The sequence below is a fragment of the Polynucleobacter sp. MWH-P3-07-1 genome, assembly GCF_018687555.1.
GTDB lineage: Bacteria > Pseudomonadota > Gammaproteobacteria > Burkholderiales > Burkholderiaceae > Polynucleobacter.
In genome coordinates this window covers 510,817-535,669 of sequence record NZ_CP061296.1, presented here as the reverse complement: position 1 = coordinate 535,669, position 24,853 = coordinate 510,817, and the positions used below count along the sequence as shown (strand labels likewise).

27 protein-coding genes are annotated in these 24,853 nt (G+C 46.8%); 14 read left to right on the top strand and 13 right to left on the bottom strand.

Going from position 1 to position 24,853, the window contains the following annotated elements; genetic code table 11:
- Positions 1–11: 11 nt before the first annotated feature.
- Complete coding sequence (locus ICU98_RS02850; protein WP_215335391.1) at positions 12–584, bottom strand: Fe-S cluster assembly transcription factor; 573 nt, start codon at positions 582–584, stop codon at positions 12–14.
- Positions 585–712: 128 nt separating this feature from the next.
- Positions 713–2,869, bottom strand: a complete 2,157-nt coding sequence (gene uvrB, locus ICU98_RS02845; protein WP_251365373.1) for an excinuclease ABC subunit UvrB — start codon at positions 2,867–2,869, stop codon at positions 713–715.
- Between the two features lie 138 nt (positions 2,870–3,007).
- Here uvrB and ICU98_RS02840 point away from each other — a divergent pair, with 138 nt between their 5' ends.
- From ICU98_RS02840 to ICU98_RS02820, 5 genes are read left to right on the top strand one after another with little or no spacing between them, the layout of a single operon-like run.
- On the top strand, positions 3,008–4,210 hold the full coding sequence (locus tag ICU98_RS02840) for an amino acid aminotransferase (protein WP_215352666.1): 1,203 nt from the start codon (positions 3,008–3,010) through the stop codon (positions 4,208–4,210).
- Between the two features lie 44 nt (positions 4,211–4,254).
- The gene (locus tag ICU98_RS02835; RefSeq protein WP_215352664.1) at positions 4,255–5,553 is read left to right on the top strand and encodes a polyhydroxyalkanoate depolymerase; all 1,299 of its coding nucleotides are present in this window, start codon (positions 4,255–4,257) and stop codon (positions 5,551–5,553) included.
- Between the two features lie 26 nt (positions 5,554–5,579).
- Positions 5,580–6,272, top strand: coding sequence for an electron transport complex subunit RsxB (rsxB, locus tag ICU98_RS02830; RefSeq protein WP_215352662.1), 693 nt, complete (start codon positions 5,580–5,582; stop codon positions 6,270–6,272).
- Complete coding sequence (gene nth / locus ICU98_RS02825; RefSeq protein ID WP_215352661.1) at positions 6,269–6,925, top strand: endonuclease III; 657 nt, start codon at positions 6,269–6,271, stop codon at positions 6,923–6,925. Before rsxB ends, nth begins: the two co-directional genes overlap by 4 nt.
- Positions 6,918–7,343 (top strand): DUF1841 family protein, encoded by a 426-nt coding sequence (locus ICU98_RS02820; RefSeq protein WP_215353056.1) that lies wholly within the window; start codon positions 6,918–6,920, stop codon positions 7,341–7,343. The genes nth and ICU98_RS02820 overlap by 8 nt, the downstream gene beginning before the upstream one ends.
- 1 nt (position 7,344) lies before the next feature.
- Here ICU98_RS02820 and ICU98_RS02815 read toward each other — a convergent pair whose 3' ends face one another.
- The 3 genes from ICU98_RS02815 to clpB form a co-directional block, all read right to left on the bottom strand.
- The gene (locus ICU98_RS02815) at positions 7,345–7,785 is read right to left on the bottom strand and encodes an HIT family protein (RefSeq protein WP_215352659.1); all 441 of its coding nucleotides are present in this window, start codon (positions 7,783–7,785) and stop codon (positions 7,345–7,347) included.
- Between the two features lie 79 nt (positions 7,786–7,864).
- The gene (aceA, locus tag ICU98_RS02810) at positions 7,865–9,163 is read right to left on the bottom strand and encodes an isocitrate lyase (protein WP_215352658.1); all 1,299 of its coding nucleotides are present in this window, start codon (positions 9,161–9,163) and stop codon (positions 7,865–7,867) included.
- 328 nt (positions 9,164–9,491) lie between these two features.
- The gene (clpB, locus tag ICU98_RS02805; RefSeq protein ID WP_215352656.1) at positions 9,492–12,095 is read right to left on the bottom strand and encodes an ATP-dependent chaperone ClpB; all 2,604 of its coding nucleotides are present in this window, start codon (positions 12,093–12,095) and stop codon (positions 9,492–9,494) included.
- Positions 12,096–12,238: 143 nt separating this feature from the next.
- Here clpB and ICU98_RS02800 point away from each other — a divergent pair, with 143 nt between their 5' ends.
- Positions 12,239–12,478 carry a GIY-YIG nuclease family protein gene (locus ICU98_RS02800; protein WP_215335383.1) on the top strand — a complete coding sequence of 80 codons (240 nt, stop codon included), beginning with the start codon at positions 12,239–12,241 and terminating at the stop codon, positions 12,476–12,478.
- A gap of 30 nt (positions 12,479–12,508) precedes the next feature.
- Here the strand turns inward: ICU98_RS02800 and ICU98_RS02795 are convergent, their stop codons facing one another.
- The gene (locus ICU98_RS02795; RefSeq protein WP_215353055.1) at positions 12,509–14,113 is read right to left on the bottom strand and encodes an NAD(P)/FAD-dependent oxidoreductase; all 1,605 of its coding nucleotides are present in this window, start codon (positions 14,111–14,113) and stop codon (positions 12,509–12,511) included.
- Positions 14,114–14,190: 77 nt separating this feature from the next.
- Here ICU98_RS02795 and ICU98_RS02790 point away from each other — a divergent pair, with 77 nt between their 5' ends.
- From ICU98_RS02790 to ICU98_RS02770, 5 genes are read left to right on the top strand one after another with little or no spacing between them, the layout of a single operon-like run.
- Entirely contained in the window at positions 14,191–14,736 is a 546-nt protein-coding gene (locus tag ICU98_RS02790) for a YaeQ family protein (protein WP_215335382.1), read from the top strand.
- The gene (locus ICU98_RS02785; RefSeq protein WP_215352654.1) at positions 14,733–15,149 is read left to right on the top strand and encodes a putative toxin-antitoxin system toxin component, PIN family; all 417 of its coding nucleotides are present in this window, start codon (positions 14,733–14,735) and stop codon (positions 15,147–15,149) included. The genes ICU98_RS02790 and ICU98_RS02785 overlap by 4 nt, the downstream gene beginning before the upstream one ends.
- Positions 15,150–15,156: 7 nt before the next feature.
- Entirely contained in the window at positions 15,157–15,390 is a 234-nt protein-coding gene (locus ICU98_RS02780; RefSeq protein ID WP_215352653.1) for a hypothetical protein, read from the top strand.
- Positions 15,387–15,587: a SlyX family protein gene (locus tag ICU98_RS02775; protein WP_215335379.1), complete on the top strand. Its 201-nt coding sequence runs from the start codon at positions 15,387–15,389 to the stop codon at positions 15,585–15,587. The genes ICU98_RS02780 and ICU98_RS02775 overlap by 4 nt, the downstream gene beginning before the upstream one ends.
- 44 nt (positions 15,588–15,631) lie before the next feature.
- A complete protein-coding gene (locus ICU98_RS02770) occupies positions 15,632–15,976 on the top strand; it encodes a phage holin family protein (RefSeq protein WP_215335378.1) in 345 nt (114 codons plus the stop codon).
- Between the two features lie 21 nt (positions 15,977–15,997).
- On the opposite strand, the gene ICU98_RS02765 is transcribed toward ICU98_RS02770, so the two are convergent.
- Positions 15,998–17,800, bottom strand: coding sequence for an AsmA family protein (locus ICU98_RS02765; protein WP_215352651.1), 1,803 nt, complete (start codon positions 17,798–17,800; stop codon positions 15,998–16,000).
- 155 nt (positions 17,801–17,955) lie between these two features.
- On the opposite strand from ICU98_RS02765, the gene ICU98_RS02760 reads away from it, so the two are divergent.
- Positions 17,956–18,801 carry a hypothetical protein gene (locus ICU98_RS02760; RefSeq protein ID WP_215352649.1) on the top strand — a complete coding sequence of 282 codons (846 nt, stop codon included), beginning with the start codon at positions 17,956–17,958 and terminating at the stop codon, positions 18,799–18,801.
- 21 nt (positions 18,802–18,822) lie between these two features.
- Here the strand turns inward: ICU98_RS02760 and ICU98_RS02755 are convergent, their stop codons facing one another.
- Positions 18,823–19,095 carry a hypothetical protein gene (locus tag ICU98_RS02755; RefSeq protein WP_251365372.1) on the bottom strand — a complete coding sequence of 91 codons (273 nt, stop codon included), beginning with the start codon at positions 19,093–19,095 and terminating at the stop codon, positions 18,823–18,825.
- Positions 19,096–19,196: 101 nt separating this feature from the next.
- On the opposite strand from ICU98_RS02755, the gene ICU98_RS02750 reads away from it, so the two are divergent.
- Positions 19,197–19,748: a hypothetical protein gene (locus ICU98_RS02750; RefSeq protein WP_215352648.1), complete on the top strand. Its 552-nt coding sequence runs from the start codon at positions 19,197–19,199 to the stop codon at positions 19,746–19,748.
- A 7-nt stretch (positions 19,749–19,755) separates the two neighbouring features.
- Here the strand turns inward: ICU98_RS02750 and ICU98_RS02745 are convergent, their stop codons facing one another.
- Positions 19,756–20,094, bottom strand: a complete 339-nt coding sequence (locus ICU98_RS02745) for a P-II family nitrogen regulator (RefSeq protein WP_215352647.1) — start codon at positions 20,092–20,094, stop codon at positions 19,756–19,758.
- Positions 20,095–20,303: 209 nt separating this feature from the next.
- On the opposite strand from ICU98_RS02745, the gene ICU98_RS02740 reads away from it, so the two are divergent.
- A complete protein-coding gene (locus ICU98_RS02740) occupies positions 20,304–20,522 on the top strand; it encodes a hypothetical protein (RefSeq protein ID WP_112294813.1) in 219 nt (72 codons plus the stop codon).
- An 11-nt stretch (positions 20,523–20,533) separates the two neighbouring features.
- Here ICU98_RS02740 and panD read toward each other — a convergent pair whose 3' ends face one another.
- From panD to ICU98_RS02720, 4 genes are all read right to left on the bottom strand, one after another.
- Positions 20,534–20,893, bottom strand: coding sequence for an aspartate 1-decarboxylase (gene panD, locus ICU98_RS02735; RefSeq protein ID WP_215352646.1), 360 nt, complete (start codon positions 20,891–20,893; stop codon positions 20,534–20,536).
- Between the two features lie 78 nt (positions 20,894–20,971).
- Positions 20,972–22,759, bottom strand: a complete 1,788-nt coding sequence (locus ICU98_RS02730; RefSeq protein WP_215352645.1) for a ShlB/FhaC/HecB family hemolysin secretion/activation protein — start codon at positions 22,757–22,759, stop codon at positions 20,972–20,974.
- Positions 22,759–24,006: a TAXI family TRAP transporter solute-binding subunit gene (locus ICU98_RS02725; RefSeq protein WP_215352644.1), complete on the bottom strand. Its 1,248-nt coding sequence runs from the start codon at positions 24,004–24,006 to the stop codon at positions 22,759–22,761. The genes ICU98_RS02730 and ICU98_RS02725 overlap by 1 nt, the downstream gene beginning before the upstream one ends.
- Positions 24,007–24,011: 5 nt before the next feature.
- Positions 24,012–24,842, bottom strand: a complete 831-nt coding sequence (locus ICU98_RS02720; protein ID WP_215352642.1) for a phosphate ABC transporter substrate-binding protein — start codon at positions 24,840–24,842, stop codon at positions 24,012–24,014.
- Positions 24,843–24,853: the final 11 nt, after the last annotated feature.

The following is a 24,853-nucleotide window of genomic DNA, read 5'->3' as shown; positions in this document are numbered from 1 at the left end:
TAGGGTGTGCTTTAGCTCTGCTGAGCTAAATTAAATACGGAGTTAATCAATGGTGGCTTAGGCGCCACCTCCTTCTTAGCAGCCACAGATGCGGCTACTTGTTTCTCAGGTTTGCCAGCATCAATCTTGATCTTCTTGTGGCGCATGTCCTGAATCACAAGGCCACGACCAGATTGCTGCTCTACTAAATCGCGTAAGGTAACGGAACTGAGGTATTCGACCATCTTTGAATTCAGATTGGCCCAAAGGTCGTGAGTCATGCAGCGACCCAGATGATCTTCCTCGCTATGACAGTTGCCTTTGCCGCCGCACTGAGTCGCATCCAAAGGCTCGTCGACCGCCACAATGATGTCTGCAACGCTCACCTCATCGGATTTGCGTGCAAGGGTATATCCCCCACCTGGACCGCGGGTACTTTCGACGATATTGAAACGGCGCAATTTGCCGAACAATTGCTCTAGGTAGGAAAGGGAAATTTTTTGCCTCTGACTGATGCCAGCCAAAGTTACAGGCCCATGTGCTTCACGGAGGGCTAAATCTATCATTGCGGTTACTGCGAAACGACCTTTAGTTGTAAGTCTCATATGTCACCTTGGTAATGGATTGTTATGGACAGCTATTGGTCAGATGGGTAATACCCGACCAATCCACTCAACTATAACAGAAATGGCGGTTTTTTGCCCCTCCAATACATATTTGGGCTGTAGGGAGATTAGCCAAGGGAGTCATGAGAAAGAGCTCCAAATGCCATTTCTTTGACTTTGGAGAGACGATCTCGGGTGCTGGCTGCTTTCTCAAATTCAAGGTTCTTGGCTTCCGAGTTCATTTGCTTCTCTAAGCGTTTAATTTCGGCGGCCAGGTCTTTTTCAGACATATCCTCATAGCGGGCGCGCTCTTCGGCCGCCTGGAGCTCAATCCGCTTCTCACCTACGTCATAAACACCATCAATAATGTCCTTGATGCGCTTAGTGACTCCACGTGGCTCGATACCATGCTCTTTGTTAAATGCAATTTGCTTCGTTCTGCGTCGCTCTGTCTCCCCCATCGCACGCCGCATGGAATCGGTGATCCGATCAGCATACAAAATTGCTTTGCCACGAACATTGCGGGCAGCTCGTCCAATTGTCTGAATCAAACTACGCTCAGAACGTAAGAAGCCTTCTTTGTCAGCATCCAAGATCGCAACCAAAGATACCTCAGGAATATCCAGACCTTCGCGCAATAAATTAATTCCGACCAAGACATCGAACACACCCAAACGCAGGTCGCGCAGAATCTCAACCCGCTCTACGGTATCAATATCAGAGTGCACATAGCGTACCTTCACACCATTGTCTGATAAGTAGTCAGTGAGTTGCTCGGCCATGCGTTTAGTCAGTACGGTTACCAAAACACGCTCACCGACCTTCACCCGCTCATGAATCTGCCCCAAGAGATCATCCACTTGTGAGCTGGCAGGTAAGACTTCAATTTCAGGATCCACTAATCCGGTTGGGCGTGCTACTTGCTCGACAACTTGTCCGGTGTGTTGACCCTCGTAATCGGCTGGTGTTGCAGAAACAAAAATGGTTTGACGCATCTTAGTTTCAAATTCGGTGAACTTTAAGGGGCGGTTATCCATTGCCGATGGCAAACGGAAGCCAAACTCAACCAGCGTATGTTTACGAGACTTATCCCCGTTGTACATCGCATTAAGTTGTCCAATGAGGACATGACTTTCGTCCAAGAACATCAAAGCATCGTTAGGCAAATAATCGACTAAGGTCGGCGGAGCCTCGCCAGGCTTAGCTCCAGAGAGATGGCGGGAGTAATTCTCAATCCCTTTACAGAAGCCCAGCTCATTGAGCATCTCGAGATCAAAGCGAGTGCGCTGCTCAAGACGTTGCGCCTCAACCAGCTTGCCATCCTTTACAAATTCCTCAAGGCGCTCACGTAACTCCGTCTTAATCGTTTCAATCGCTTTAAGTACTGTCTCGCGCGGAGTGACATAGTGCGAGCTTGGGTAAACCGTGAAGCGGGGAATCTTTTGACGAGTGCGTCCTGTTAATGGATCAAAGAATTGCAAACTCTCAATCACATCATCAAAGAGCTCTACCCTGATCGCAAGTTCATTATGCTCAGCCGGAAAAATATCAATGGTATCGCCACGAACCCTAAAGACGCCACGCTTGAAATCGAGCTCATTTCGGTCGTATTGCATGGCAATCAAGCGCACCAAAATATCGCGCTGACTCATCTTGTCACCAGGGCGCAGAGTCATGACCATGCTGTGATAGTCGCCTGGGTTGCCGATGCCATAGATCGCCGATACCGTGGCAACAATGATGACGTCGCGTCGCTCGAGCAAACTCTTGGTGGCTGACAAACGCATCTGCTCGATATGCTCATTGATCGAGGAATCTTTTTCAATAAATAAATCGCGCTGCGGCACATACGCTTCAGGCTGGTAGTAGTCGTAGTAGCTCACGAAATATTCCACCGCATTACGAGGAAAGAATTCTCGGAACTCACTGTAAAGCTGTGCAGCTAGGGTTTTATTTGGGGCGAAAATGATGGCTGGGCGCCCCGTTCTGGCAATCACATTGGCCATCGTAAAAGTCTTGCCGGAACCTGTGACCCCCAAGAGCGTTTGGAATACCAAACCATCCTCAATCCCCTCGACCAACTTTTCAATGGCCTGGGGTTGATCCCCTGCTGGTGGAAAAGGCTGGTAAAGCTGATATGGTGAATCTGGGTAGGTCACAAACTTCGCTGGATCCAGCTCATGCCCAGCCTGACCCAAGGGATCTGCAACGATGACGGGTAGAGTCTCGCCCGCAGGGGCTTTGGAGGAGGTTTTCGGGGACTTAGGGGGCATCTCAGCTATCATTTCATCTGTAAGATTGATTACAGAGAATTTTGTACAAAGGATGATTTTGCCGTTTTTATTCAAAAATAGTCAGCTTAAATGCAAAAATTCCTGAATTAAGCCCAAAAGTACCTCTAACTAACCTACCTCACCGACCAAATGACCCTGTTTTCCTCTGTTGCGCTAGCCCCTAAAGATCCTATTTTTGGCTTAACTGAAGCCTATGCTGCCGATCAACGGCCCGATAAAGTCAATCTTGGTGTGGGTGTCTACTTCACTGATGATGGAAAAATTCCTTTATTAAAAGCAGTCTTGAAGGCAGAAGAAGAATTGGTTGCCAAGCATTTACCTAGAGGCTACATCCCGATTGATGGCCCTAACCCTTACAACCTCGCCGTGCAGAATTTATTGTTTGGTGCTGACTCCCCCCTCATTAAGGATGGGCGAGTTGTCACAGCCGAATGTATCGGCGGTACCGGCGCATTGCGCGTTGGCGCTGACTTTATTGAGCGTCTGAATTTCAAAGCCCCTGCTGCAATTAGCAATCCAACCTGGGAAAACCATCGCGGCATTTTTGAGGCTGCTGGATTTGAGGTTCTCGATTACACCTATTTTGACAGTGCAACTCATGGTGTTGACTTTGCCGGGATGGTGAAATCCTTGGAGTCCTATCCAAAGCACACCACCGTGGTTTTACATGCTTGCTGCCACAACCCTACTGGCGCCGACATTACTGAAGCGCAGTGGCGCCAAGTCATTGAAATTTGTAAGACTAAGGAACTCATTCCTTTCTTAGACATGGCTTATCAAGGTTTTGCTGGCGGAATCGAACAAGACGGTATCGCCGTTCGTCTGTTTGCCGAATCAGGTATGTCCTTCTTTGTTTCAAGCTCATTCTCTAAATCATTTTCTCTCTATGGAGAGCGTGTCGGCGCTCTATCTATCATCACCCAAAGTAAGGAAGAGTCTGTCCGAGTTCTTTCGCAATTGAAGCGCGTCATTCGCACCAACTACTCAAACCCACCTACCCATGGTGGAGCCATTGTGGCCGCAGTTCTGAATACACCTGAACTCCGCAAAATGTGGGAAGAAGAGCTTGGTGGCATGCGTAACCGCATTAAACAAATGCGTCACGATTTCGTTGTTAAATTGGCTGAAGCTGGCGTTAAAGAAGATCTTTCCTTCATTGAAAATCAGCGCGGGATGTTCTCTTATTCAGGCTTAACAGCCGAGCAAGTTGAGCGCTTGCAGAAGGAAGACGGTATTTACGCCCTCTCTACGGGTCGTATTTGCGTCGCTGCCCTTAATACCAAAAATATTGATAAAGTGGCTAAAGCGATTGCTCGGGTTTTGGCGTCATAACGATTGGGCGATTTAAGCAGTACAACTGATTTTTAGGAGGCAGGATGCTATATCAGTTACATGAGTTTCAAAAAGCTTTGTTAAATCCGCTGAGCGCTTGGGCGCGTGCGGCATCCGAAACCTTCATGAATGCCTCCAATCCGCTCTCAAAGATTCCAGGCTCTTCGCGTCTAGCTGCTAGCTATGAGTTACTCCATCGCCTTGGTAAAGAATACAAGAAACCCGAGTTTGGCATTAAGACAGTCCATGCTCATGGCCGTGATGTTGCTATTCACGAGACGGTGGTGGTTGCAAAACCATTCTGCCAATTGCTTCGGTTCAAACGCTTCTCCGATGATGTAGAAGTAATTACCAAGCTGAAGGAAGATCCCGTTGTTTTAGTTGTGGCACCCATGTCTGGGCATCACTCCACTTTATTACGTGATACCGTGCGCACTTTATTGCAAGACCACAAGGTCTACATTACGGACTGGGTGGATGCCCGCCTGATTCCCTTAGAAGACGGTGACTTTGGTTTAGATGATTATGTTCACTACATCCAAGAGTTTATCCGTACGATCGGCGCGCAAGATCTTCATGTGATCTCTGTTTGCCAACCAACTGTACCCACCTTGGGCGCCATCTCTTTGATGGCATCTGCTGGTGAGCAAACACCAGCATCGATGATCATGATGGGTGGTCCGATTGATGCGCGCAAATCACCTACCGCCGTCAACAACTTAGCCGATCAAAAATCTTATGACTGGTTCGAAAGCCATGTCATCTATAAGGTACCGCCACCCCATCCTGGCGCAGGCAGACGGGTCTACCCTGGCTTCTTGCAACATGCGGGCTTTATGGCCATGAACCCACAAAACCATATGCAATCGCATTGGGATTTCTTCAAGAGCTTGATGCAGGGCGATGAAGATGACGCTAATGCACATATTCGTTTTTATGATGAGTACAACGCAGTGCTCGATATGGATGCGAAGTTTTACTTAGATACGATTAAGACGGTTTTCCAAGACTATGCACTACCCAATGGCACCTGGAAGGTTGGCGATGCATTGGTTAAACCTCAAGATATTTCGCATACTGCTCTGTTGACCATTGAAGGCGAGCTAGACGATATCTCCGGTAGCGGGCAAACTCGCGCGGCACACAAGCTTTGCAAAGGTATACCCACTGAGCGTAAAGATCACTATGAAGTTGCTGGTGCTGGCCATTACGGCATCTTCGCAGGTCGCCGTTGGCGCGAGAAGGTTTACCCCAAGGTCAAATCCTTTATTCGCGATCACCAAGAAATTCATAAGAAGACAAAAGCTAGACCGCCAGCCTTAGGCAGCAAGAGCTCAGACTAATCAGCTTCAATTTGGTGGCGCATGTAATGAATTCCATAGAAGTGGGTGCGCTCACCGATCGCTTAGAGGATGCGCTTCCTCAAACCCAATGTACTAAATGTGGCTATCCAGATTGCCGAGGCTATGCTGAGGCTTTAGCGACAGGAGATGTTAGACCTAATCGCTGCCCTCCCGGTGGTGTCGAGGGTATTCAGAGGCTCAGTCAGATTCTGGAGTCCTACTTTCCTCAAGATGCTTTCGCACTCAATTCAACAATCGATGCTAGTTGCGGATTAGAACGTCCCAGACCTGTCGCAGTGATTGATCCAAAGCGCTGTATTGGTTGTACTTTATGCATTCAAGCCTGTCCCGTTGATGCTATTGTGGGCGCATCAAAACAACTCCATGTCGTACTTGACGATTGGTGTACTGGCTGCGATTTATGTTTGCCACCCTGCCCCGTGGACTGCATAACGATGGTAGATGTCACTAATCAAAAGACTGGCTGGAATGCTTGGACCCCCTCTTTAGCCAATGAAGCTCGAACACGCTACCACGCTAGAGAAAGCCGCTTGACTAGAGAAGAACGCGACAACCAAGAGCGCCTTGCCAAGAAAGCGAGCGCTAAGTTATCGGCCCTCAATGCAGAACCTGCATCATCAGAAGTTGAGTTTGCCGAACAGGAGCGTAAACGTAAAATCATTGCAGCAGCCATTGCTAGGGCTCAGAAATCCAAATGAATCTTGAGCAGCGCCGCCGCTTTTTTGAGTTACTACAAGCGAACAATCCTCAGCCCACCACCGAGCTGGAATACAGCTCCCCTTTTGAACTCTTGATTGCAGTACTGCTCTCGGCGCAAGCCACGGATGTTTCTGTGAATAAAGGGACGCGACAACTATTCAAGATTGCGAATACTCCTCAGGCTTTGTTGGATTTAGGTGAGCAAGGTGTCCGCCCTTATATTCAGCATATTGGCTTATTCAGGACCAAGGGAAAGCATATTCAAGAGACCTGCAAAATTTTGCTTGAGCAACATCAAGGTGAAGTACCTCGCACTCGTGAGGCCTTAGAGGCTTTGCCTGGCGTTGGCAGAAAAACCGCTAACGTCATTCTGAACACGGCATTTGGAGAGCCTACCATTGCTGTCGACACGCATATTTTTAGAGTTTCTAACCGAACTGGCTTAGCGCCAGGAAAAGATGTCGTTAAAGTAGAAGAGCAGCTCATGAAACGTGTCCCAAAGGAATTTCTGCAGGATGCCCATCATTGGCTTATTCTGCACGGTAGATACACTTGTACGGCTCGCAATCCACACTGTCAAGAATGTATTGTTGAGCCGCTGTGTCGTTTCAAGCAAAAAACTGGAAAAGGAAAAGTGCGTGGCGATCTTTAACCCAACTCGCGAAGAAGTGCGGCGCTTTTTCTGTGATACCTGGAAAAAGAAAACTGAAGGCCATATTCTTGCTCCTATCGAAACGATTGCGGGTGACTGGATGGAACAACACCCCGAATACCATAGCCTGCTTGCAGATCCTGAAGGCGCACTCGCTCAAGATTACACGCCGGAACGAGGAGAAACGAACCCTTTCCTCCATCTCTCAATGCATTTATCGATTAGCGAGCAAATCTCGATCGATCAACCGCCCGGCATTCGACAAATTGCCGACAGCCTCATTAAGAAATTAGGCACTGCACATGAAGCCCAACACCTGATGATGGAATGCCTAGGACAAGTGATGTGGGAGGCCCAAAGAGAAGGCGCTCAGCTGAGCCCAGAAAAATACCTAGAGGCTCTAAAGAAGCTGGTTTGAGCTAGGCGAGCTCAGCGATTGCTGCGCGAATAGCTTTGGGCAACTCCGTAGCCAGTTTCTTGCGCTCAGCAATCACCGCTGGAGAAGCTTCTCTCATTCTTGTTGACCAGGCGGTATTCGGAAAAAAGGCATCGTCTTCGTAACGGGGTATTACGTGCCAATGCAGATGAGGTACTTGATTGCCCAAAGAGGCTAAATTCATTTTGAGGGGCTGCATCGTCTGACGAATGGCACGCTCGACTGCAAAGACAAGATTCATTAAGAGATCGCGCTCGCCATAGGTAAGCTCAGACATCTCACTCATGTGACGATTCCAAATCACTCGACAAAAGCCGGGTAAGTCAGGATCGTGAATCAAAATCACGCGGCAGTCATCACCACGCCAAATCAACTCGCCCTCTTCAGGGCTCAAGACATCTTTACAAAGTACGCAATTGCTCATGAAGTGAATGTAAACGAAAACGGCATCTAAGTCACCCTTATGAGGCGAATGAGATGCCGGTATTACTGAGAAATTCCGCTTAGTGGAACTGCTCTTCTTCGGTAGAGCCTGTTAATGCAGTTACGGAAGACTTACCACCCTGAATCACGGTTGTGACATCGTCAAAGTATCCAGTACCCACTTCTTGCTGATGCGATACGAAGGTATAGCCACGATCGCGAGCAGCAAATTCTGGCTCTTGCACTTTCTCAACATAAGCAGTCATACCGCGCTGAGCGTAGTCTTGCGCCAAGTCGAACATGTTGTACCACATGGAGTGAATACCAGCCAAAGTGATGAACTGATACTTATAACCCATTGCACCCAATTCACGCTGGAACTTCGCGATCGTTGCATCATCCAAATTCTTCTTCCAGTTAAAGGAAGGAGAACAGTTGTAAGCCAACATCTTGCCTGGGAATTTTGCGCGAATGGCTTCAGCAAATTTTCTAGCAAAGTCTAGATCTGGAGTGCCTGTTTCACACCAGACCATATCTGCATAGGCGGCGTAAGCTAAGCCCCGTGAGATTGCCTGATCAAGACCTTTGCGGGTTTTATAGAAACCTTCTGGAGTGCGCTCGCCTGTGAGGAATGGTTTGTCATTCTCATCATAGTCAGAGGTCAATAAGTCAGCCGCTTCAGCATCGGTTCTCGCCAAGATGATTGTGGGAACACCCATGACGTCAGCGGCTAAACGAGCTGAGATCAGTTTCTGAACAGATTCAGAGGTTGGCAATAGCACTTTGCCGCCTAAGTGACCGCATTTCTTGACAGATGACAGTTGATCTTCAAAGTGGACACCTGCTGCACCCTGCTTGATTAAGGCCTTGCTCAATTCGAACGCATTTAATACACCACCGAAGCCTGCTTCCGCATCCGCAACGATAGGTGCGAAGTAATCGATGTAACCAGCATCACCGGGATTAATCCCTTTAGCCCACTGAATTTCATCGGCACGCTGGAAGGAGTTATTGATCCGCTCAACCATCTTTGGAACTGAGTCAACTGGATACAAGGATTGATCTGGATACATCGCTGCATAAGAGTTACCGTCAGCAGCTACTTGCCAACCAGATAAGTAAATCGCCTGAATACCTGCTTTCACTTGTTGCATTGCTTGGCCGCCTGTTAGCGCTCCAAGACAATTCACATACGCTTCGTTATTCACCAGGTTCCACAACTTCTCCGCGCCAGTTTTGGCCAAGGTGTGTTCAATCTTCAAAGATCCCCGTAAACGAACCACATCTTCCGCGGTATACCCACGCTTGATGCCATGCCATCTTGGATTGGTATCCCAGTCTTTTTGAATTGCAGCAATATCAGCTTTGCGATCGGTCATGCTCTTCTCCCTAAGAAAAATGAAACTTCAATGATTGAGACCATCAGAACTGGTAATTCAAGTCTTATGTCTTATATAAGAGTTTAGGCATCTAGGGGAAACCTGCAAGACTTTTTGGATCAATTCATAGAGTCATTTAATTCAATATTTTCAATAACTTAGATTAAATATTCCGTATTGTGGAACAGTGAATCAGCAATTGAAATACCAACTGGCCCTCATTGCTGCGGCACATTTTATGGATGGAAATGTGATTTCATATGATGAAATAAAAACCCGGTAGTGCTTCAGAGCAAAACCGGGTTCTCGGTAGACGCAGAGCTGCTGACTAATGCACTTGGCGGGTAAAGCTAAACTCCCCCTGCTTATCGATATCTACAGGCACAACATCTTTTGGCCCGAACTTGCCTTCGAGAATCATCTTCGATACGGGATTTTCAATATGTTGTTGAATAGCCCGCTTGAGTGGTCTAGCACCAAACACAGGATCAAAGCCGACTTCAGCAATCTTATCGAGTGCTGCATCACTGACTTCAAGCTGCATATCCACTTTGGCCAAGCGATCCGACAAATTCTTGAGCAAGATCTTGGCAATATTGGCAATGTTCTTCTTATCCAAACCATGGAAGACCACAATCTCGTCAATCCGATTCAAGAACTCGGGACGGAAATGATTCTTCAACTCACCAAACACAGCCTCTTTCACTTCAGACTGTTTCTTATCAACCATCGACTGAATGAGATGTGAACCAATATTGCTGGTCATCACAATCACCGTATTCTTAAAATCAACAGTGCGTCCTTGACCATCCGTTAAGCGGCCATCATCCAATACTTGTAAGAGTACATTGAATACATCAGGATGGGCTTTTTCAATCTCATCAAACAAGATCACGCTATAAGGATGACGACGGACTTGTTCAGTTAAATAACCACCCTCTTCGTAGCCAACATAACCTGGAGGCGCGCCAATTAAGCGAGCCACGCTATGTTTCTCCATAAACTCACTCATGTCGATCCGAATTAAATGCTCTTCGCTATCGAATAAGAATCCCGCTAAGGCTTTACATAACTCAGTCTTACCAACACCCGTAGGGCCAAGGAATAGGAAAGAGCCGTATGGTCGATTCTCCTCAGCTAAGCCTGCACGAGAGCGACGGATTGCATCAGATACGGCCCGAATGGCCTCATCCTGTCCAACCACACGCTTATGCAAGAGCTCTTCCATCTTCAGTAGTTTGTCGCGCTCACCTTGCATCATTTTGGATACAGGGATACCAGTGGCGCGTGAGACCACTTCAGCAATTTCTTCTGCGCCGACTTGGGTGCGCAAAAGCTTATTCTTCACCACACCATCTTTACCGCCTTTAGCTTCTGCTGCCGCAGCTGACTTGAGCTTAGCCTCCAACTCAGGTAATTTTCCGTACTGTAACTCGGCTACCTTTTCTAACTTGCCATCACGCTGATACTTCACAATTTCTGCTTTAATTTTCTCAATCTCTTCTTTGACATTGGCAGTACCGAGTACAGCACTCTTCTCAGCTTTCCATATCTCTTCTAAGTCAGCGTACTCGGCGCCCAAGCGCTGAATCTCTTCCTCAATCAGGGCTAGACGTTTTTGAGAGGCCTCATCCTTTTCTTTTTTAACCGCCTCACGCTCAATCTTGAGTTGAATCAGGCGACGATCTAATTTATCCATCACTTCAGGCTTAGAGTCGATCTCCATCCGAATGCGTGAGCCCGCCTCATCAATCAAATCAATCGCTTTATCGGGCAAGAAGCGATCCGTAATGTAACGATGCGATAACTCAGCCGCCGCCACGATAGCAGGATCGGTAATCTCAATTCCATGATGGAGTTCATAGCGCTCTTGCAAGCCTCGCAAAATCGCAATGGTTGCCTCAACACTGGGCTCTTCGACCATCACTTTTTGGAAGCGGCGTTCTAGGGCAGGATCTTTTTCGATGTACTTGCGGTATTCATCTAAAGTCGTCGCACCAATACAATGCAACTCGCCGCGCGCTAGGGCAGGCTTAAGCATATTGCCGGCATCCATGGCGCCATCACCCTTACCAGCGCCCACCATCGTATGGATTTCATCAATAAAGATGATGGTTCGACCTTCGTCTTTGGCAACATCGCTCAATACGGCCTTGAGGCGCTCCTCAAACTCGCCACGATATTTAGCACCCGCCAAGAGCAAAGCCATATCCAAGACCAGTACACGTTTGTCTTTGAGTGTCTCTGGCACTTCACCATTGACGATGCGCTGAGCCAAGCCTTCGACAATCGCTGTCTTACCAACACCGGGCTCACCAATAAGAACCGGATTATTCTTGCCACGCCGTTGCAGAATCTGTATCGTGCGACGAATCTCATCATCACGCCCAATCACAGGGTCTAGCTTACCTAAACGCGCACGCTCAGTTAAGTCAACAGTATATTTTTTTAAGGCCTCGCGCTGACCTTCAGCATCTGCACTATTCACTGATTCCCCTCCGCGCACTAATTCAATAGCCGCCTCTAATGATTTCCGATTTAAGCCACTCTCACGTGCGACTTTGCCGAGTTCGCCTTTGTCATCTGCGACCACCAATAGAAAAAGTTCACCAGCGATAAATTGATCACCGCGTTTGGTCGCCTCTTTCTCAGTCAGATTGAGCATATTGCTTAAATCGCGCCCAACTTGAACTTCTCCGCTAGTTCCCTGTACCTCTGGCAAGTTGCTAATGAGCTTATCTAGCCCCTTTTCTAAACCAGGAACATTGACACCTGCACGACTTAACAGACTCTTAGCGCCACCATCGGAATCACGCAACATGGCTAATAAAAGATGGGCTGGTTCGATGTATTGATTGTCTTTAGCTAAAGCTAAACTTTGGGCCTCACTTAAGGCTTCTTGAAATTTAGTGGTTAGTTTCTCTATTCGCATTTTTTGATCTCGGTTTAAAACTCAGCTTAAATCTGAAAATGGTGATGAGTTCCTTAGAACTCTTTTCTATCTATAGAATATAAGGACTATATGACATATTTCAAGGTCTGCAAGGCCACCTAAACCCTGATTTTTACTGCTTAATGTCTTGGCTAGTCTACCTACTGGAATGCGCTGATGGCACTTACTATGCTGGCATTACAAATCGCCTAGATCATCGCCTAGAGGCTCATAACTCAGGGGATGGGGCTCGCTACACGAGATCTCGAAGACCTGTCATCCTTTTGGCAACCCAAGAGCACCCCGATCGATCTGAGGCGTCTAAAGCTGAGGCCAAACTAAAGCGCCTACCAAGAGCGCAAAAACTGGCTTTTTTTGAATAAGGTTCAGTTGAGCTGAAAAGCCTACTGAAATTATTTGGCCTGATAGTCCAGCGCCACTGCTTCGGCAACCTTAATGCCATCTATTCCTGCCGACATAATTCCGCCTGCATAACCTGCGCCCTCTCCTGCTGGATAAAGGCCTTTGATATTCATGCTTTGATAATTTGTGCCACGGGTAATTCTCAAGGGCGAAGAAGTACGCGTTTCGACCCCAGTCAGGACGGCGTCTTTAAATGAGAAACCAGGGATCTGTTTTTCAAAAGCCGGAATTGCTTCCCGAATTGCTTCAATACAGTAATCGGGCAAACTACTGGCAAGATCAGTGAGATGAACGCCTGGCTTATAAGATGGCAGCACACTAGCAAATTCAGTTGAAGCTTTGCCCACTAAGAAGTCGCCAACGAGCTGTCCAGGAGCCTCATAAGTCGACCCACCCAACTCATAAGCCTTTGACTCCAGAGCACGTTGAAATTCGATGCCAGCCATTGGTCCACCAGGATAATCGTCGGGCGTAATACCCACCACGATACCTGCGTTAGCATTGCGCTCATTACGTGAGTATTGACTCATGCCATTCGTTACAACACGATTAGGCTCTGAAGTGGCTGCGACGACTGTCCCTCCGGGGCACATGCAAAAACTATAGACTGAGCGGCCATTTTTAGCGTGATGCACTAATTTATAGTCTGCAGCACCAATCAAGGGGTTGCCTGCATGAGGGCCTAGACGCGCTTTATCAATTAAGGATTGGGGATGCTCAATACGAAAGCCCACTGAAAAAGGCTTAGCCTCCATATAGACGCCGGCATCATGCAGGGCTTGAAAAGTATCGCGCGCGCTATGCCCTAAGGCCAGCACCACATGTGAAGCCGGTAAATCGGGCTGCCCTTCAATCTTGACTGCCTGAATTTGATCATGAGCAATTTCAAAACCGTTGACCTTTTGTCCGAATCGTATCTCTCCACCTAACTCAATAATCTCCTGACGCATTTTTTCAACTACACCGACCAAACGGAAGGTGCCGATATGCGGTTTGGCAACATACAGAATTTCTGCAGGAGCGCCTGCCTTCACAAACTCATTGAGTACTTTGCGTCCATAAAACTTAGGATCTTTTACTTGAGTCCATAATTTTCCATCTGAGAAAGTACCCGCACCCCCTTCACCAAATTGCACATTGGACTCAGGATTGAGGATCTTCTTGCGCCATAAACCCCAAGTATCTTGTGTGCGCTCTCGAACAGGCTTGCCGCGCTCCAAAACGATTGGCTTGAATCCCATTTGTGCCAAGACGAGCGCTGCAAAGATTCCGCAGGGTCCAAAGCCAATCACAACGGGGCGATCCGCTGGCTTTGCTTGGGCTGCATCGCTCACAAAGTGATAACGAGTATCTGGCGAGACTCTCACGTGCTGATCACCTGAAAACTTCTGCAAGACTTTCTCTTCATCCTTGACGGAGATATCAACGGTGTAGATCAATGACAAGGCCACATTTTTGCGGGCGTCATAACTTCGCTTAAATACCGAGAAATTGACTAAGTCTTTTGACTCCAAATGAAGCCGCTTGATGATTGCTAGCTCAAGGGCCTCTGGAGTATGGTCAATCGGTAAACGAAGTTCAGTCAGGCGAATCATGGAGCTAGGATACACATTCATTGGTGAGGATTTGACCCAATCATAGTGGACACGGCACTTCAAGGCGATAATACGGTATGGCTCTTCGCGCAACTATTCACAAAGCTGACCTTCACGTCTCCGATTCTGACCGCCACTACTATGGCAGTCACTCCCTCACAATTGCCAAGCACCCCTCGGAGACCGAGGAGCGGATGATGGTTCGCATTCTGGCCTTCGCACTGCAAGCCCAGGAGAATCTGACTTTTACTAAGGGTCTTAGCGATACCGATGAACCTGATCTCTGGGTCAAGGACTTAACCGATGCCATCCAACTTTGGATCGAAATCGGACAACCCGATGAGCGGCGCATTTTGAAGGCATGCGGCAGATCAGATCAGGTGATCGTGTATTGCTATGGCGGCCATACTAGCAAAATCTGGTGGGACGGTATCAGCAACAAGCTGACTCGTGCCAAAAATTTAGCAGTGATATCCATTCCGGCTGAGCAAGCCAAGCAACTCAATGACATCGTCGAACGCAGCATGGTTCTGCACATCAATATTCAAGATGGTGAAGTCTATATCTCCTCAGAGCAAGGACAAGTGACGATTACTCCAGAGGTATGGCGTTCTGCGCAATGAGCAAATCCGTCATTTTTGATACCAACGTTTTGCTAGACCTCTTTGTCTTTCATGATGTCAAGGCACTTCATCTCAAAGCAGCCCTATTGGATAAAAAGGTGACTAGCTACGCTAACCAGCAAACCTTAGATGAGTTTGCAGATGTGATTGCCAGACCGCTATTTGCTTTAGATGAAGTAACCCAATCATCCATCCTGACTCAATGGCAAGGCATTGCCCTCATGATGAATGATTCGCAAATCCAAAAAGCACCCTGGCTGTGCCAAGACCCTGATGACCAGGTGTTTTTAGATCTCGCCTATAGCCTAAGACCATGCATTTTATTGAGCAAGGATCTTGAGTTACTCAAAATTGCCCCTCGGGCAGCCAAAGAGGATATATTGATTACTAGCGATTACACAGCCTGGAATTAAGCTCTTGATGAATACCAACTCTTGTTTCTCACCGGATAACGGACTATTTAAGCCTGGTGATTTCTTAAAGCACCTCAAGTCTGGCGGTTTTTATCGGGTAGTGATGCTAGCCAATATAGAAGCCACACTCCAACCTGCCTATGTTTATGAGTCCTTACGAAATCAGAGCTTTTGGATTCGACCTCAAGCAGAAATGGAAGATGGGCGGTTTGTCGTGATTTCTGAGAAGGAAATGAAATGAGCGAAGAGCGGATTACTAATCTTGAAATTAAACTCAGCTTTGCGGAAGACCTCATCGAAAATCTCAATCATCGGGTTTATGAGCAACAGCAACAAATTGAGTTTTTATACCGTGAACTGAAATCACTCAAAGAACAGGGTGGCTCAAATAACACCCCCGGCAGCAATCTTCGCGATGAAATCCCGCCCCACTACTAATCAACTAGTACTATAGTTATCAATATTCATCACAGGGGGTCATCATGAATCTAATGCCATTTTTAATCCAGTGGGGCTTAACCTCTCTTTCACTATGGGTTGCTAGTTATATTTTTTCTGGGCTTCGTTTTGCTGATGGTGGGTCCCTGCTGATTGCTGCGCTCTTATTGGGTTTTGCGAATGCGATTGTGAAACCCCTATTGATCCTCTTTACACTGCCACTCACGGTATTAACGATGGGTCTCTTTTTGCTTGTGATCAATGCCCTAGTATTGATGTTGGTGTCCTCTATTGTTAGTGGATTCACCATCTCCAGCTTCTGGACAGCTTTCTTCGCCAGTATCTTTATTTCGCTCTTTAGCTTGTTTGTTAGCGGAATGATTCTCTAAGCGGGCTTCCCGCTAAGCTTGCTATTGAGTAATTTCATCCCACGGATGAAAAGCGGTTTTGCAAGGATCGGTCTTGGTGGCAATGGATTTAGCATTCTCCGCCAAGATCGAGGCTCCACCTGTTAATAAGCCTAGGCCCACTAATGCAGCACTATTTAAGACGCCAGTCTTGTTTACCCCTAAACCTGGGTGCTCTAGCGTTCCTTGAATTTTCACCATCCCCCCTAAGTTCACGCCGGTAGTCAAGCCTGATTTTTCCTTAGGATGAATGTCCAGATTAATGGCTTCATTATTCAGATTTAATGTGCCAGCGAGGATGATATCCAAGCGATCAGTCCTAAAACCAATGGAGTCTGCAATATTCACTAACCCATTTTGAACCGGTAAATAGGCTACCGCACATTCCAAAATGCTCTGGTCAAACTGCTTACGCATGGGATTGACTGCATCTAGCAGACTCACTATGAAATCACCGCCTGCATTGAGGAAATTCTTCGCAATACGGGCCGGTCCAATCGTGATTTGCGCGCGCCCAGTTGCACGACCGGCAATCTGATGCAAACTGTTTCCAGAACTCAGAATATTGATAGCAAAGCGGGTATCACCACCACTGACCTTAGAGTTAGGATTGCCCGCCGAAATCAATTGCTCCAGGGTAAAACCACTTCCCTCACCCTGAATCCGAAGCTGTGGATTATTTGAATGGATTTGAGCAAGATGAATCGCAGTTTTGGCATGGCCACCCCCCCAATCAAAATGCAAATCAGATAAATCCATTTGCTCGCCCTTTAAAACGACTTTACCTTTTACATTTTGCAAACTGGTAAGGCTAGGAAGCCCCAGTTTGGCAATATCAATCTGAATGCTGCCTTGAGCTGAAGGTAGCTGACTAAAAGGTAAAGGGGTATCGCTGAAGAAATAGGCAGACTTTGTTTTTGAGCCTGAACTCGCTTGCCCTACTGGAGCCACTCCTGAAGCCGCTAAAGCTGCACCACCAGCCAGTGGCGCTAAATCAAAGGCTTTGGAATTCAGCTTCAGATCCCACTGCGCTTCATGACCCGGTTGCTTATCAATATTGCCTGCCAAATCAAGAGACTTACCATCTAGGGTAATTTCAAAATCGGTTTCAATCTTGAGTGGCGCGATATTCCACTGACTAGCAATCTCCCTGAGTGAGGTCACTTTTCCTTGCAAGCCGAATTGCAATGCGCCATCGCGTGCCTCTAACTTGATAGCCGTCTTACCACCATCTTTATCGGCAGAAAAATCTTTAATCGAATACTGACTTTTCGATCCTCTGCTGTCTTGATAGTGAATGATCCCATCGATCAAACTGAAATGGGCGATCGTGGTGAAAACCCCAGCACCCGCCGCTGCTGAATCAGATGCATTCGAGGTGGCAGGAGTTTGTCCTTTTTCTGCGGGCACAGACAAATCCCAATTCTCACGACCCCGAGAGTCAGACTGCAAAAATAGCTCGACACCGCTGAGATGAACCCGATTAATCTCAAGCTGCCTTCTCAAAAGTGGCAGAAGTTTGACGTTCAGTTCGATTTTTTGAACCTTGAGCATGTCTGCTTCGCTAGCCCATGGCGCATTACTGAATGAGACGTCCTGGGCCACTACACCGATATTCGGGAAAAAATGGAGTTCAATGGGCCCAGCAATACGAAGATTTCTGCCCGTCTCATCCTTCACAGCCGAAGCCACCAGACTAGTCAGTTGAGCGGGATTAATCAAGTGGGCCAGATAATAAGCGCCAGCACCTGCCAGGCTAATCAGTAGGCCCAAGGCAATCAGCCCAAATTGGATTTTCTTCATCATCAGAACCAGTGTATCAAAGCCATAAAACTGTCAAATATTCTTGCTCAAATATTATTGCTATTGACACAGCAGTTGAGATCCAATTGATCTGTAAATTGCAGTAATATCAAATGCTGTAAGAAACATATTCACCACCAAAATAAGGGTAATTCATCATGGCTACAAAGAAAGCGCTCAAGAAAAAACCAGTAGCTAAGAAAGTGGTTAAAAAATCCGCTGCTCCAAAAAAGGCTGTTGCCAAGAAAAAGCTGGTGGCTAAAAAGATAGTGAAGCAGCCAGTTAAAAAGCTAGCAGCCAAGAAAAAAGTAGCGGCTAAAAAAGTCAGCAAAGCTCCCGCTAAAAAGCCTGCGGTCAAAAAGAAAGTGGCAAAGAAACCTGCTTCCAAGAAAGCTGCTGTCAAAGCCCCTAAAGTAGATCAATATGGTCTAGAGCAAGATGATGAGTTTTACGGTCTGTATTTTGCAAAGTCAACCGATGAAGGTTTAGTTGAAGTCAAGCCTTGCACTTTCTCATTGATGTATTGGTGGAAAGGACTATTGGGCTACCCTGACATGATTGAGATTTCTAAAGATAGCAATACTGCGATGTTGCAGTTTGAATCGACTTTTGGTGGTGGTGACTCAGGAGAGACTGAGCTTACCGAACAAGACGCTTTGGATATCGACCACATTATTGAAGTTGATGAAGAAGAGATGCTGGTATCGCTCTACTCCTATGTACCAATTCCAGTACCAGATAATCTCATTAATGCAGTAGGCATTGCTCTGCTCAACATTAATCCAGAGACCCGTTACGGCAGTATCGAAATCTGCTCCACTCTGAATGAAAATGATGAAAACGAGCACTTCTTGAGATACCGTGCTGCTACGTATTTACGTGGCATCAAGTCTGGCAAGGTTGAGGCTATCGAAAATATGGTCACCAATGGCTCAGCCTTCTTTGGTCTTGCCCTTGATGCGATGTGCGTCGATAAGTCAGTGAAGAAGTGGTTGCTTAGCTAAGCACGTAGCGCAACCAGAGGCCTATCGACAGCTGTAAAGATAGGTTGTTGGGAAATTACTATTCACGGTTTTACGCTGTTCAAGGATGGAGACGAAACGTTTTCCATCCTTTTTACATTCTTCTAAGGCGGCTGCCTGTGCCTCGGATTCTTTGGCATCTTTAGGAGCATGAACCCCAATCGTACCGTCTGATTGCCGATAGACCCCAAATTCGCTTGCTGGGGTGCCACAGGCCCCCAAAGCAAATAAAAGGCTACTCAACAGGGCAAGACGAATGATTCGGTAGTTATTCATAGGGCTCTTTATTAGCGCATTCACTGACGTCTAATATACTCTAGAGCATTGGCTTGATAGAGCCCCGCCGCATACTGCTGGCAATTACAAGGAATTTAAATATGAAACGATTTGCCCTCTGCTTGGTACTCATTGGAGGACTTTGTGCCTGCTCTCATAATAATGATCCTCAGATTAAAGCGGATGAAGCGCAAGCCGTTTATTTCGCCACTAGCTTAGTAAACAACGGCAACTCCAATACCCAAAGCTATGTTGGCCCCACAATTAACACGATGGATGCCAACAATACTGATCAAACTTTTGGTCTGCAGGCTCAAAAAACTGCTCAAGGCACTAAGAATTATCAGCTCATGGTCTTACTAGTCTATCCAAACAACTGGCGCTTATACGACTCCGCTAGCTTAGTCAATCAAGATAAAGTCACTTTTAACGTAGTCTCGAGAGAAGATGGTGGATGCATCAATGGTCGCTGCCTCATGCGAGAAATGATGGCTATCAGCCTCACAGAAGACTTCTTAATTCAGCATGCGAAGACTGGCTTCCAGGTCAACATCCACGCTCAGCGTGGCGGTGAAAGTGTGCTCTTCGTGCCCTCACCTTACATTATTGGCTTTATGGATGCAGCAGATAAAAAATCTCAGCAAGGTAACTAAGAATTTATTAGAGGGCGGTCTGTCCGCTCTCTCCTGTACGAATTCGGACTACTGCATTGAGGGGCGTCACAAAGATTTTTCCATCACCAATTTTTCCGGTGTAGGCCGCACGAGAAATGATGTTGAGCGCCTCTTCTAATTTGGAATCCTCAACAGCAACTTCAATTTTGAGTTTCAAAATAAAGTCAATCACATACTCTGCGCCACGATAGAGTTCGGTGTGTCCCTTTTGACGACCAAAGCCACGCACATCATATGTTGTCATGCCATCAACCCCAATATGGGCAAGCCCTTCTTGAACCTCATCTAACTTGAAAGGTTTAATAATTGCAGTAATGAGTTTCATGACGTAGGAAGATGAATGGTGGAGTAAACCCCATTCAATCATTGTGACGATTTTGTGTCAATGAAATAATTGCCCTGATTTTGTGCATCAAATTGGGATCGAATCAATTTCAAAATAATCGGTCCGCAAAGAACCCATCTTGGTGCATGACTGAACTGAAATTGTGCAGAGCTATCGATTGTTCTAATTCTTAGAACTTAACATGAGCCATGCGCATTGAAATCACTAAGAACTTAATCCTACGCATTCAAGGGAAGCCAACTACTGAGGCTTTAGATACGATCTTTCCACCAGGCGAATACCCTGCGGTGCTCACTCCTGAGGGAATGATTGAGATTATTAAAACTTCAAGCATCAAAGCGCTTTTCTCTTTCTCGCAGTTTCGAGAAAAGACTTCCCTAGGGGAAATTGTAGTGCTCGAGAACTAAATCAAAAGCAATTAACTCTTGATTTTGGTGATCTCATTTTTATCGCCAACCAGAACAATCTTAGGCACATGTTGCGCAACTTCAGTGTCGTCAATGGCACCATAAGTACAAATGATCAGATGATCGCCAACATGCGCTCTTCGTGCAGCAGCGCCATTCAATGAAATGATGCCAGATCCTGCAGCCGCTTTGATAATGTAGGTAGAGAAACGCTCGCCATTATTGATGTTGTAGAGTTCAATTTTTTCAAACTCGTGCATATCCGCTGCCTTCAGCAAAGATTCATCAATACCACAAGAACCTTCGTAATGAAGATCAGCCTCAGTAACAACAGCACGATGAATTTTGGACAACAACATAATGCGCTTCATAACTATTCCTCAGAAATCACTTTGGGTAGATCCAGAACCTAACCTAGGCATTGAGTTTAGACGATTTTGATGGGGGCTTTATTGGAAAGCGTAGGCTGCAGTGACCCAGCCGCGCGGCTGCGTTGTCGTTCCGTCGGTATTCACTGCTTGTCCAGTAGAGCTATACAAAGGATTGATGCCTACCTTCCAGGCCACCATCGCACCTAGATTCCAACCAACATAATCCCATTTCACCCCAAACCCCGCCCCCATGAGCGAGTAAGTATTGTTGGCATTGGTTTCACCTTGCCAGCTCGGATAGAGGGCCTTGTATTGCTGAACAACGCCAGCATCAAAAAAACCATACACCATCAATTTTGTTTCCAGCTTTTGTCTAAGCTCTAATGAAAATAACCCGCCTTGCGCACCTCCCGATTGAGATAGAGGATAGGCACGCACGCCATAAGGCCCGCCGAGATAGATCTGCTCAGCAGAGTTGAGGTTTACGGAAGCCAGTTGGCCTGAGAGTGATGTGTACAGCGATGTGATGTCATCACCAAAGAGCTGTTGATTACGTAAAGCGGAGAATGTTGCTTTAGCAAAATTAGATGGCGTAATCGGCGCGTAAGCAGTCGGAGAAGAGTTCGGAACATCATAGGCGCCATAACTGACCGGGCTAGTTGCTAGCATTTGTAAGTGTCCCAAAACCAATGTCACAGTGCCGGCGCTAACTGCTGGCGACCCAAATAGATTGTCAGCTACATTGCCAGATAATCCAGCAGAGAGATTATTGATGTTGTAAGCGCTAGTGACCGTATCCGTCAGGAAGTTAATGTTGTTATAACTTTTAATGTCGTAATTGAGGCTGGCGTTGAGATTGGCACCTGCGCTACGGAGAACGGGGTAGGCGGCACTTAAGCCGGTTGTCCATGCAGTGCCCTTCCCTCCGTTATCGGTATAGTTGCTTACATCAATATATTGCAAGTAAGTCCCGGATATACCAAAACGTAAGCCATTCTCATCTACTGGCAGAGAGATTAATCCCTGCAGATATTGCGAGCCCTGTGATGAAATCGTGTTGAGCGAAGCGAAGTCGCCAATACCCAGTGGTTCATTGAGATTTAGTGAAACAACCGCCTGATTAGCTCCGGTTGTACGGCTGCCAAAATTATTAACTTCAACTCGCCCTTGTAAAAGTTCAGGCTGAGTGAGCTGGACGTTGACATCAACATCCCCTTTATTTGCCCCTCTCTGTAACTGCACGTTTGCAGCAACGCCAGGCGTCTCATTCAGAATAATGATCGCTCTTTGGAGCGACTCCATATTGAGCGGCTCATTGATAGGATTGGCATAAGTGATATAGCTTGCCGCACGCTCTTTACTAAAGCGGGTTTCTCCTTTGGGAGTTTCTATGGTCACCTTCCCTAACTTGGCCTCGGTGATCAAAATCTTCACGACGCCGTCTTGCACTTTTTGGGGTGGAACGACTGCTTGAACGGTGAAACCTTTATCGCGATAGAGATTTTGAATCGCATCGCATGCACGTCTTAAGTCTTCAAAGCTAACAGGAATATTGAGCCAGGGTTGCAGCACAGCCTGCACTTCGGATTCTGGTAGAGAATGAATTCCCTCTAAAACAAAACGGGTCGGTGTAAAGCGAACCTCATTCCCAGTAGGGGCGCTTGGCTGCACTGGCTTAGTAGTTTCAATCTGCGGCAATGCTAAGGGGCTGGTAGACGGCAGCTGCCTCTCAAGTCCTTGCTGCAAGGCGCCTGCATCGACTTGGGCGAATGCATGTGGCGCTAGACCCATCAGCAGGATCGCAAGACCCAAGCATTGAATCTGCCTACTCAGCGAGCGATCTAAACCCAGCTTCATCAGGCTCATTACTTATCGATGGTTTCCACACTACTAATCGCTGTGTTAAGGCGATCGGTCACAGAGGAAGTAGCCGCCCCAGTCGCAACCGGGGTTGCCGCCACTTCATGTTGGGTTGCAGGCTCAATTGGATTGGGTTCCCTGGCGACCTCTACCTCTTCTTCGTCCTCGGGTCTCTTAAACCACTTAAATACCACCAAGAGAATAGATCCTAAGCTCATGATTAAACCAATCGTGGCCTTAATGCGATCAAGCAAGGCATTGTTAATCAAGGGTTGCTTTTCTTCTATGAAGGCTTCAGTTCCAGACGAGAGTGGAAAACCGGATGAGGTTAAAAAGCGATCCTCCGGAATCGGAATCCCAAAGCGCGCTGCCGTAAAGGGGCTGTAAAGAACTTTTAAGAATTTCACGATAGCTCTCGGATCGACATTTTTTCCAGCCAGCACATTTAAGTTGACCCCAACCACTTGGATATCCGTTGCGGGTACAGGCGGAACAATACGATACATGTAAGCCAAAATTTTGCTGTCCGCTACCCATCCCAAGCGCGTAGCCAAAGATGGCGGGAATGGCATTTCTAATAAGCGATAGTCGCGCTTTTGTACCAAGAAATCGACCACTGGTGAGGGAGCGTAAGCCACCTGCACAATCACGTCAGGCAGCAAATCCGATTTCATGCTCAGAAGCTCTTCATCACTGAAGTCAGTCTCAGTGAAATCCACATCAGGGACAAATCCTGAGAAATGCAAAATCTGATTAGAGATAACACTCACACCCTCATGCTTTTTGCCAAGGTTGATAGTCTTACCCTTGAGGTCAGCAATTTGTTTGATGTTGGGTTTAACCAAGAACTGGACCAGCTCAGGCTCAATGGAGGCCACATAACGAACATTAGGGTAATTCGATGTATCGATACCCGATTGAACAAAGGCTAAATCTAAAGTGCCGTTATCAAGTGCTTGTAACGCCTCATAAGAACCGGGTGTTGGCACTACTTTTAGAGATAAACGTTGCTGGGATGATTCCTCCTCCATGATTTTGGTGAGGTAATGGCTTTTGGTTAGCATGCCACCGCCACTGACCGTCAGCTTGTGGTGGCGGGGATAGAGTTCATAAGCAAACTTGCCAGCAACTCCAACCAAACACGCAATCGCGATTAAGGCCAAGCCTTTTCGAATATGGTGTTTACTACGAAGCCATTCGAGACCATCATGAACATAGTCTTCAAATTCTTTATCGAGTGTTTCTTTGGCCATAGGTTTTAATGAATTCTTGTTAAGCCACGATCTTCCAGAATATCTTGTGCAGTATCGCCAAGACTGAAAGCAATGAATTGTTTTGTCACTGCCGTACTGGGCGCTTTAGTCACCAGGAAGATTTCTCTACGTAAGGGGTATAGACCTAGTAATAATGACTTATTACTTACCTCAACCCCGCCGATAGCAAGACCGCGTATCCGATTATCTAAATATTTTGCAGTGACATAAGCAAAACCGTTTCGATCATCAGCAACCGCATCAACCACTTGTTTAGCGCTCTCTACATTTTTGGTCTTACTAGAAAAGCTAGCGCCCTTCATCACAAAGTATTGAATTAAGCCTCGCGTGGTCGAGCTTTCGTTTCTGCCGTATACCTGAATTTCCCCAGCAATCCCGCCCAGCTCAGACCAATTCTTAATTTGGCCACGCAAGATGCCATTGACTTGTTCAATGCTTAATCCTTGCACAGGATTATTGGGGTTCACAATCAATGCCACCCCCTCGAAACCCAAGAGATTCACTACCAAGTCTGGGTTGTACTCATCAAACGTGAGCCCTCTCGACATCATGGCAATATCAATACCGCCATTCACAAGACTGACTAAGCCCGTTAAAGAATCACCACCTTCTAGCGCAATGTCTACATTGGGATCTTGCTTCAAGAAAGACTCGACCAAGAAGGATACAAATCGACTGACTGCTGAAGATCCAGCAATCATGAGACTTTTGTGTGCCTTAGAGAAGATTAAAGGATAGGAATATAAGCCACCCACACCAGCAACCGCAATCAAGGATCCCAGTCCAACACGCTTCAGAAGTTCTCTACGTTCCATGAAATTGAAGC